We start from the raw sequence: 10,878 nt of genomic DNA, 5'->3' as shown, positions 1-10,878 counted from the left end.
CGCCGAGAAGGCGTTTTAGTAATACTGTGGCTTTGTGTAGCCCAAACTATTGTTGAACTATATGCAAACGAATTTTCTCAGACTCCATACTTATCTAGTCGCCTTTTTAGTCATCGCGCTACTGGTGACATTTTCATGTGTTATCACCTTTGGCACCGTAAAGGCCGATTCACAAATCGGCTGGTTAGACTGTTTTGCTGAAGGTGGCATTGCGATGGTCACGCTAACTTGGTTGCTCACCACTTTACTTGCACGACCAAAAGGTAAAGTGACCAATTTACTGTTTTTTGGTCTGACCGCCATGCTCATTTCTATGCTATTGGATTTCTTAGATGAGTTTTTCCGCTTCAACGGAGATAACGGTTGGGTAAGCCACTTGGAGGCATTTCCTGCATTTATGGGAATGATTCTGATGAGCTTTGCTATGTATCACTGGTACAAGGAACAGCAAATACTCAATAATATGCTTTCAAAAAAGGAACGCTTTTACCGTGAGCATGGATTAACTGATTTTATCAGTGGTTTGTATCGTGCTGAGTATATGAAACAACACATTGATAATGAACTGCTCAGTTTAAAGCTCCATCAGCGCGCTTTAAGCGTAGCACTCATTGATATCAAAGACTTCTCCCAATTCAATGGTCGTCATGGCACGGCTCGCGGCAACAGCTTGCTTGCAGATATTGGGCAAATCATTTTACTCAATTTACGTGATACTGACTTGGCTTGCCGCTATGCAGGGGATCGCTTTATCGTGTTAATGCCAAATACCAATCTAAATGCTGCTCAAGAGATTATAAAGCAGGTTGCCAAAATGGTGGCCCAACATAAACAATATACGTCTGAGAATAATTATTCGACGTTTAGCCAAGTGCACTGGCGATGTGTTGAAGCTTACAATGGTGAATCAAAAGCGGCACTACTCAAACGCCTCAATGACGAATTGAATGTGCAAAAGGCGCAGATGGTGTGAATCGATATTTTGAAGCCCATGAGCGCGTTTTCAAAGCGCATACATTGATTTTGCCTTTGGTTGAGATGGCGATGCAAAGAGGTGTGAGTGCGGACCTATTATTAAAAGGCAGTAAGCTGTTTTTCGAGGATTTTAAAACACACTCACAATTGATCAGTTGCGCGCAGTTAGATGTCGTGTTCAGTAATGCAAGTAAGCTGTTAGCCAAAGATGGCGTGAGTTTTTTACTCGGCGAGCGATTGTCGCACACCGCATCAGGCAATGGGCTCCAAGCCCTATTACATGCAAAAAGTTTACATCATATGTATAGAATTAGTCAGTTGCGTCAATTCGAACTTTTCCCATATATGTATACGAAGAACTTTCGTACTCAAACCCATACTCACTTTATCTTAAATTTTGCAGTGCATAAGCCAAGTACACAGGTAACAACATTCTTTTATGAGCTGGTTGCAAGTTTGATTGAACGGGTCCTAAAACAACGATTAGGCATGTTAGCGACACAGCGACTAGATGCTTTTGACTACTGTATTCAGTTCCCTTTTCCAGAGCCAAGCTATATCGAACAATTTCACAGCAACCTTTGCGGCAGCTATAGTTTTTCCCACCAGAGCTTTGTGATAGCAATCAGTAATAAGCTTTTAAATCAGCCGCTCGCCGACGCTATGCCGACACTTGCAAAGTACTATTTGTGTCAAAACGACCATATCGCGCATCGCGTAGGGTTTCTTCAATTCGTAACGACCCTAATTAGCAAGTTTCCAAGAGCAACGAGTGACCAACTTGCACACAAAATGGGTTACAGCTGCGCTACGTTTAAGCGTAAACTTAAGCAGCATCAGACCAGCTTCAAAGAGCTAAAAGATGAGTTACAAAAACAGCAATCTCTGTTTAACATCACCGAACTGGGTTACTCTAACGAACAAGCCGCCGCTGCGCTGTCATTTAGCGATACCACCAATTTTAGACGTGCATTTAAACGCTGGACGGGTAAAACACCGAGCGAATACCGACATATTTGGAGCCGCTAATTACCATTGAGCTGCTGTAAGAGCTGCCAACGTATTTTCCGCGTCAAGGCTTCATCAACCTCTCCCAGAGCGCCCAAGGCTTCTGGCTTGATATGTGAGTGGCTGTTATCTGTGAATACATAGTGGTCAAAAATTGATTTCCACGCTCGCTTTTGCGCATCTGGCAAATTTCCAATTGATAAAATAGCATGGGTTAATGCATCGGTCGGCAGACCGAGATAGCTTGGCGTTTCTCGCCACCAATAGTTAATCAACGCATTAATGGAGGATGTACTTCTAACATGATGCCACCACATGCTAGGTATATAAATCGCATCTCCAGGCTCCAGCTCAGCGAAAAAACTGCGCTCCAATGCCTTTTCAAACTTTGGAAACTGCACTTTATCAGGGGCATTAAAATCAACCATGCTGACAATTTGACCCGCTGGGGTAAAATCAATCGGTCCAGGGTATAATGCATCAATGAGACTTGGTTCAAATAAGGTGAAGCGCCTCGTGCCTGCTACCACACAGGCGATATTTTGTGGAATATCATAATGGGCTGCCACCTCGCTGCGGTTTCCTAGCCACAAGCTTACCAACGGCGAGGCGTCGAGCATAGGTAACGAATTCTCTTGCTGGAAGTTCGGCAAGCAATATCCAAGCGTGGTAGAACCCATATAAATACTCGGCTGAGCGCTTGATTGCGGCTCTTGAAGTTGTGCGAGGATATCGCTCAGTTGAGTTTTGATCTGGCTAAAGTTTTTTTGCGTGTGAGACTCATCATAAAAAAAACGCCCCCCGTATTTTGCTTCACAAGTATACGCATATACACTGGCGTTAACATCAAAACGCCTAAGGTATTCACAAAAAGCGTTATCAGAGCGAGAAGCAGCGTCAACAACGGGCCAGTGCGATACAACATTCTTAAACACCATAGGTTGTGGGTTATCAGCGTGTGATTGCATGCGCACGCACTTGATCATTTCTTCGCTTGTTAGGTGGTTATACTGTTCGATTTGTGTGGCCAAGTTGCAAAGCTCCCTAACGCGTGCCTTTATTAACCAGTGCTCTTAGCTGACCTAATGACGCTAGCACCATGTAGATGTGTTGCAAATAACCTTTACGGTTTAGGCTGAGCACTGCATCGTCATTCAAGCGCTTGAGCGCATCTTCATTAATCGTGTAGAGGCCTTTTAACTGCTGTGCACCGAGGTTTATTAACGCACTTTCTAATAGGTTGTGGGCAACTAAATCATTTAAAAGGGCTTGATTCTCATCGTGACCTTGGTGGATTGTTAGCAAAATACGATTTATTTTTTCTAGGTACTCTGTCATGCCGCCGCTTGGCGTAAACAATGGCTCTCCGTGCGTTGTATTTACTCTGGGGTGTTTCATGTCAATATGAACCGCAGGTTCGTTCACTGGCATGCCATTTTGTTGTTTCTCGACAAAGCCAATCAGAAATGGCTGGCGTTGAATACTCAGCGGTATGTAATCAGCGTCCCAGCAATCCCCCTGTAGGTATAAGTTTTCTTTGTCATTAAAGCCTAGTAAAACGACCGATTGAAACTGACCTGTTGTAGCATCCTTTTTGAAAAAAATGGCGTACTCGCTTTGTAGCTGTGCGTATTCGCAAGGAAATACTCTGGCAATACTGACATTATCACCAAGTTGCTCGCCGCGGTTTGTGATCACTTTGATATCTTTATGGGTTACGTTGTCCAGCAACTGTTCTTGGGACATAAAGGTTCCTTAATTAAATCTTTGCAATGCCGTACTTTGCGATATTGTCGAGCAATATTCGGTTGCTTGGCTGTGTGTCTATGCCTTGCTGAGCGATTTGAGTAACGTGCTTAAACAAACTGTTTATCTGCTCAGAGATACCAAAACTGTCTGCCTGCGTAGTAAAACCCATACCATAAAGCACATACTGGTAACTCGCAGGGGAGAACACTTCATCAATATGGTCCAAGTCTCCATGCTTGGGTGGCCTATAGCGCCAAAGCGTCAATAGACTCTCTAAACTCTCTGGAATGTCATCGCGCTTCATACTTTGCCAATAGGCCGTATCATCACGCTCACTGAGTACATAATGTAGCTTTAAAAAGTCGATAATACGCGACCAGTGATAATTGAACTTAGCGTTAAAGCGTGTTGCCACCACATCCATCATATGCTCGCTTTGGGGGAAATTGTCACATAAATACTGCGCGCTTAGCTCTATCATTACCAGTGCCGATGCCTCTAGCGGCTCTATAAATCCAGCAGACATACCGATGGCTACACAGTTTTTATGCCAAAACTTTTCACGATGACCAGGATTGAACTTTATCTCTTTAACTTGGGCGTCTTGAGCGACCGATAACCCTTGTGAGCGAATATAGTCACGTAACTGTGTTGAGGCTTGTACAAAGTCACAGTATTCGCTGGCAAAGGTATACCCGATACCTCGACGGCTTTGCAGTGCGATGTCCCATATCCAGCCATATGATTGCGCAGTTGACTTAGTACAAGAGGCGACATCGCAAGATGGGGTGTTGTGTGACACTTGTAAAGCAACTGCGCGGTCGTTTTTCAAAATGTGTTTTTTAGATTGCCACTGAACTTTATAGTGTTCGCCCAACAATAAAGCTCGGCTACCAGTACAATCTATAAATAAATCAGCGAGTAACTCGCCATGCTCTTGCGTGCTGACAGAGTTAATATGAGCATCGACTTCACCATTGACTTTCGTCACATCATCCAAAATCAGTGTTACACCAAGCTTGGTTGTACAGTGTTGTTTTAATAACTGTGCAAATTTATCCGCATTTAGGTGATAACCGTAGTTGGCTCGTCCTTGATACTGCGGATCGCTGGCTGTTTTAGGCGCAAGCGCTCTGTCACACCAATAACTTTGCGCACTGGTTGCATGAGCAAAGTCAACCCTATCTTTTATCCCAAGCCACGGGGTCACGATATCGATTTGTTCGCTATAACCTACAGGCAAAGAAAATGGATGGTAATAACTATGACCCTCGCTGCGCGTCCAGTTGATAAACTCAGAGCCCTGCTTGAATGATGCTTCGCACTGGTGCATAAACACATCTTCATCGATGCCAATTTTTTGTAATGTGGTACGCATTGTTGGCCAAGTCCCCTCACCAACCCCTATGGTGGCGATATTTTTCGACTCAACAAGCGTTACTTGCCAGCCTCGACACTGAGATGCCAAAAGGCCCGCGGTTAACCAACCGGCACTGCCACCACCAACGATTAAAATGCGTTTTGTTTGCTTATTATTATGACTCATAGGCTTCTCTTACCAAGCAGCTAAGATAAAGCCGCTGAAAAGCGGCTTTATCTTTATACTAGTCTTAGAAAGTATAACGTGCACCTAAGTTGTAACGTGCACCATATTGCGCACCATTTAGGAACTGCTCAGGGTAACGAACATACACTCTTTGTGTTTCTTCTGTGATGTTCAAGCCTTCAAAGAAGATAGTGAGCTGCTCATTAACCTGGTAGTTTACGTTAAGGTCAATCTGTGAATAAGCTTCCGTGAATACCGGCGATGAGTGCTGGTCAAACCCAGACAAAAATTCATCACGCCAATTGTAAGAAACACGTACAGATAAACCATCTTTATCATAAATTGCTGATAAGTTAGCAGAATCACTCATACCGATTAGTGCAAACTGAGGTGTTGTGATATCGCGATTTACGCTTACGTCACCGTTAACTAACGTGGCATTTGCCCCAATACCAAAGCCACTTTCCCCAAACATGTGCTGAACAGCAAGCTCCCAGCCATATAAACGTGATGCACGCAGGTTAACATCGCGAGACACCGCAAACGTAGCAAGCGGATCGTTTTCATTGGCACCAATTCGAGTACCCGCTTCAACGCCCATATTTTCATTAATACGGTCATGAATGGCCTGATCTGACGGTTGAATGCCCTCTGCAATAAGTTGTTCACGTGCTTCATCGGCGCGAGGCCCAATAAACACATCACGTAGGCCGTCGATTGTTTCGTCAGTGGTAACGTTTACGAGGAAGTTGTCTACCTTTTTGTTGAAATAACCAACCGAAGCATAACTGCCTTCATCATAGTAATACTCAAACGACACATCATAGTTATCAGCAACATATGGCTGTAACTGCGGATTGCCCACTGATACCTTACGCTGACCAACCTTTGGGTTGCCAAGGAAGTTCTTGGTTGAACCTAAGGCGTCAATGGGTGGACGTGTCAGTGAGCGTGAATAAGACGCTCTGGCAATAACATCGTCCATTATCTCGTAGTCGATATCTATGCTTGGTAAAAATTCCTCTGTTTCACCAGTGCCAGATGAGAAACTTTGCTCGCTGGCGTATACATATTCCCACTCATTACCATTAACCCATTCCATAGCCACGGCCGGACGTTCAAGTCCTGCCGATTCAACGTCTGTCTCTTCATAACGTACACCAACAACCACGTTTAGTGGTCTATCCGCTACTTCGAATGCCATGTTTACCTGCGTATAAAGTGCAGTTGTGGTTTCTTTTACGCGACTGTCGTTATCGATTGGACCCGCTTGAAATTTACCATTTACCTCTTCTGGCCAACCTTCGTTGTATATGCCAGGTGCAATGGTATCTTCAATGGTCTCAAATAAATGTAATACCTGATCGAAATCTGCCGTCATATAATAGTCAACAGGCTTATCTGACGCATTTGAAAACCCATCCAGTACGCCATCAATTCCCACACGAGTAAACATGTCATCTGGGAAGTGCACCGCCGACCAAGTCCACCAACCTGCTGGTAGATTTTGCGAGTACGCTTTTGTTTGTCTAAATTCCATTTGTGTACGTGACGCACCAAACGATACTTTACTAACAAATCCGGTATCGTTGTTAACCCATTCCCCTTTAAGTTGGAATTGAGTCATGTCGTTTTCGCTCATATCCTGAGTGACGGCACCAAACAGTGATCCCATATCAGCACCAGTCAGTTCATCTTGAGGGTTACCTTGCCCATCAATCAGATCAAAGCCCCAAAGCGGAATACCGTTGGCATCAACCATATTAGTTTTAACGTTAATATTGGCAGTGTTCGGACCAAACGCTTCACCAGAGTCTTCACAGAAGCCACATGACGTGTTACCAATGATCAAAAATGCATCATTACCCAGTCCAGCCCCTTCGTTAAGCGCTGAGGAATCATGGGCATCTAACTCAAAGCTCAAAGAATCCGATGCTTGCCATTGCAAGTTAAAACCAAGTGATTTGTTCTCGTTCTCATATTGCGCTCGGCTCAAGTTGGTAGCGTAGTCACCACCAATCTCAGCGACATCTGTATAGGTACCATTTTCGTTGATTGTGGCACTTTGGACATTACCGCCATTGTTAAACCAAACCCCAAAAGCGTTGCGGTTAGATTCAAACTCAAGTTTAGAGTAGGTGTAATCAACCGTTGCAGTTACATCATCATTGATGGCGTATTGCAACACCAACTGACCGTTAACACGTGTACGTTCGTTGTCGTTAATTGAGTAGCCTGAGTTTTGTGGATACCAAGTTGCACCATCTTCGCGGGTATTTTTATCTATCAACGAAAGATTTGGCGAAGCGCTAATGTCGACATTGGGGATCCAGTTGTCGATAGCCGCCTTTTCTTCTCGGTTATTTCTGTCTTGATAAGAACCAGACAACAAAACACCAAACTTGTCATCATTAAAGGTATTGCTGTAGATACCTGAAACTTCGGGTGTGATATCATCGCCAGCTTCGTTTGAAGTCTCCAGTACACCTTTAACACCCAACGAGGCTTTCAGGCCCGGTGATGTTAATGGTTTTGCCGTAAGCATGTTGACGGTTGCACCGATACCACCACTTGGTAAGTCGGCTTTCGTGGTTTTATAAATTTCTACTGCGCTGACACCTTCGGTTGCGATATTGGCAAAATCAAACGAACGTCCACCAACGGTTGGTAATTGGCGACCATTGAGCGTAACGAGATTAAATTCAGGTCCCATGCCACGTACGGTAACTTTGCTACCTTCGTTGTTGCTGCGGTCAATAGACACACCAGTTATACGCTGTAGTGATTCTGCCAAATTCGAGTCAGGAAATTTACCGATGTCTTCTGCGGTGATTGCATCAACCACCCCTGTTGAGCTGCGCTTGACATCCATTGACTTGATCAAGCTGCCCTTGATACCCGTAATTTCAATTACTTCTATATTTTCTTGTTGTTCTTGTGCCACTGCGTACGGTACCAAGTTACCCGCTAAAATAAGCGATAAACTCGTTGCCAGCATGGATTTGTTAAATTGTTTTGTTGTCATATTGATCCCCGGACCACACGATTGTTTATTGCTCCTCAAAAACATAGAGTAGTTTTTTGAGTCACACACAATGTAAGCGCTTACATTTAAAATTACAAATATGAAAGCGCTTACATTTAAGTTAGAGTATATCGCATTTGTAGTCAAATAAAATGTTATATACTCTAAATTCTGCTTTTAATATTGTTTTAAATTAATGAGATAGTGTTTCAAACAGACTCTACACTAGAGTCTCTTACTTTAAGTTTTGGTACAAATACCGATTTAATATCGAGATTTTTTTTCTCGTAGACCTGTTTAAGAATATATTTCGCCGCCATTCGACCCATTTCATATATGGGATAATCTATGGTGGTGAGTGTTGGATAAAGGTAGCTTGCGTAAATAATGTTATCAAATCCAACTACCGACAGCTCGCTCGGGACATCTAAGTTTAATTGCCTTGCACGAGTCATTACGCCTGAAGCCATTTCATCGTTGGCACATATCACCCCGCTAAACTCAGGTGCATGTGCCCTTAGCCAGTCTAACCCTTTTGAACCGGAACTTTGCCTATAATCCCCTTCAAAACACAGTACCTCATCAAAACTTATACCAGCATCAGCCAAGGCTTGTTTGTGTCCTTGCAAACGTTCTTGCGCATCTTGCTTCCATTTCGGACCGCTGATATAGGCAAGATTTCGATGCCCCAGATTGATTAAATGTTGCGTTGCAAGATACCCGCCTTGCTTATTGTCCAATCGAATACAGCGATTTTTAATTTGCTCTATATATCGATTGATCAGTACAAACTCTATCCCTCTCGATTCAAGGCTCAACAGATACTCATCACTTACCGCCTCGGCATGAAGAATGAGTGCATCGCATTTGCGACCTAGCAAAAATTCAATACTGGCACATTCGCGTTCTTCATCGGAATGACCTGATGTAATGATGGTATGTTTCCCTTCGAGCCTTAAGGTATCTTCAATCGCACTCATCATGTCACCAAAAAATGGACCGTGTAATTCTGACACTAAGACACCGACACTATTTGAACGATTTGATGCCAGAGACTGAGCAATAGAGTTGGGCTGGTAGCCAAGCTCTGCCATGGCTTTTAGCACCTTCTGCTTGGTTTTATCACTGACTCTTGTATTATTGTTCATCACCCTTGATACGGTCGCAAGTGATACTCCCGCAAGCTCTGACACTTGATAAATAGTGGCCATACCCTTCCTTTAAACTGGTTAACCTTATTGGCGCTTAAGTTCACTCAACTGCGTTTGGACTGAGATCATATAGGGACCATCAAGCAAATAATTACGCATTAGATAAGCTACCATAATGGAACCAAATGCTGGCAAAACGCTAAAACTAAGTGAAATACCATACTGAGTTTGTTCAGATTGTGCCACATCTGCCTGATAACCAAAATAGCTAAGCAACCACCCCGCTATGGCGCCGCCAAGGGCAATTCCCAGTTTTATAAAAAATACCACGGAAGAATAAACCATACCGGTAACGCGGCGCTTGGTAGTTAAGTGACCATAATCTATGGTGTCTGCCATCATGGCCCACAGCAATGGTGTGGCCATTTGTAAAAAAAAGCTCCACAGAGCAAACAGTGCAAAAGCCCATTGCCATTGCTGCTGGCCCACAAAAAATGCCAATGCGCAAAGCAGCGCGGCTGTAACTTGTAAACTGATATATGCTTTGACTTTACAGATTCTACTTGCAAGCCAGCTTGAACACGCACAGCCCAATATACTCGCGACCATCCCCAAAGTGACAAATGGCGTTACCATCTCAGGCATTTGCAGATAGTATTTTACGTAATAGACGGCTAAAGACGCCTTTAACACTTGCCCGGTGAGTAGAAAAACTCCAACCAGAGACAAAATACGCCATTGAGAATTTTTAAAAAGTAGTTTGAAATCACTGCTGATGGCGGGTGCAGCTAAACTTGCATTTGGCTTTACTCGCTCTTTTGTGCCAGCAAAACAGAATAGGAACAATACCATACCGAGTACACCCATGAGTGCCATGGTAAGTTGATAACCCTTTTGTACATCACCCTTACCCAATAGCTCCACCAGCGGTATGGTCCCCGCGGCAATTATCAAACCGCCCAGCATGCCAAAGACAAAACGGTACGACTGCAAAGACACTCGTTGTAGCGGGTCTTTAGTCATTACCCCGCCAAGCGCAGAGTATGGAATGTTAATCGCTGTATAAACCAGCATCAGTAACGCGTAGGTCACAAATGCATAGGTGGCTTTCATGGCGTACGGCCACTGTGGCGTGGTAAAGGCCAATACACTTATCAAGGCAAATGGCACGCAAAGCCACAAAAGATAAGGTCGATACTGACCAAACTTGGTATGTGTTCTGTCAGCAATCGCTCCCATTAAAGGGTCTGTCACCGCATCAAAAATACGCACCACAAGAAACAAAGTTCCCACCAGTGCAGGCTCCAACCCCATTACATCGGTATAAAACAGCAGCAAAAACATCATCACTGTCTGAAAAATAAGGTTACTGGCTGTATCCCCTAGTCCGTATGCTATTTTTTCTTTTATTGTCAGCATCGTTA

General features: G+C 43.8%; 8 protein-coding genes. 2 read left to right on the top strand and 6 right to left on the bottom strand.

Going from position 1 to position 10,878, the window contains the following annotated elements:
- Positions 1-61 precede the first annotated feature (61 nt).
- Positions 62-973, top strand: coding sequence for a GGDEF domain-containing protein (locus BET10_RS10210; protein WP_070985442.1), 912 nt, complete (start codon positions 62-64; stop codon positions 971-973).
- Positions 970-2,004: a helix-turn-helix transcriptional regulator gene (locus tag BET10_RS10205; protein ID WP_070985441.1), complete on the top strand. Its 1,035-nt coding sequence runs from the start codon at positions 970-972 to the stop codon at positions 2,002-2,004. The genes BET10_RS10210 and BET10_RS10205 overlap by 4 nt, the downstream gene beginning before the upstream one ends.
- Here BET10_RS10205 and BET10_RS10200 read toward each other — a convergent pair.
- The 6 genes from BET10_RS10200 to BET10_RS10175 form a co-directional block, all read right to left on the bottom strand.
- On the bottom strand, positions 2,001-3,014 hold the full coding sequence (locus tag BET10_RS10200; protein ID WP_083330499.1) for a cupin-like domain-containing protein: 1,014 nt from the start codon (positions 3,012-3,014) through the stop codon (positions 2,001-2,003). The two genes, BET10_RS10205 and BET10_RS10200, sit on opposite strands and share 4 nt — an antisense overlap.
- 13 nt (positions 3,015-3,027) lie before the next feature.
- Complete coding sequence (locus tag BET10_RS10195) at positions 3,028-3,729, bottom strand: SapC family protein (protein WP_070985439.1); 702 nt, start codon at positions 3,727-3,729, stop codon at positions 3,028-3,030.
- A gap of 13 nt (positions 3,730-3,742) precedes the next feature.
- Positions 3,743-5,278 (bottom strand): tryptophan halogenase family protein, encoded by a 1,536-nt coding sequence (locus tag BET10_RS10190; protein ID WP_070985438.1) that lies wholly within the window; start codon positions 5,276-5,278, stop codon positions 3,743-3,745.
- A gap of 64 nt (positions 5,279-5,342) precedes the next feature.
- Positions 5,343-8,303 carry a TonB-dependent receptor gene (locus tag BET10_RS10185; protein ID WP_070985437.1) on the bottom strand — a complete coding sequence of 987 codons (2,961 nt, stop codon included), beginning with the start codon at positions 8,301-8,303 and terminating at the stop codon, positions 5,343-5,345.
- Between the two features lie 209 nt (positions 8,304-8,512).
- Entirely contained in the window at positions 8,513-9,514 is a 1,002-nt protein-coding gene (locus BET10_RS10180) for a LacI family DNA-binding transcriptional regulator (RefSeq protein ID WP_070985436.1), read from the bottom strand.
- Between the two features lie 24 nt (positions 9,515-9,538).
- A complete protein-coding gene (locus BET10_RS10175; RefSeq protein WP_070985435.1) occupies positions 9,539-10,873 on the bottom strand; it encodes a glycoside-pentoside-hexuronide (GPH):cation symporter in 1,335 nt (444 codons plus the stop codon).
- Positions 10,874-10,878 lie beyond the last annotated feature (5 nt).

Source organism: Pseudoalteromonas amylolytica (assembly GCF_001854605.1).
Classification (GTDB): domain Bacteria; phylum Pseudomonadota; class Gammaproteobacteria; order Enterobacterales; family Alteromonadaceae; genus Pseudoalteromonas; species Pseudoalteromonas amylolytica.
Note: the sequence above shows the minus strand (reverse complement) of the source record. Positions and strands in the feature narration are given on the sequence as shown.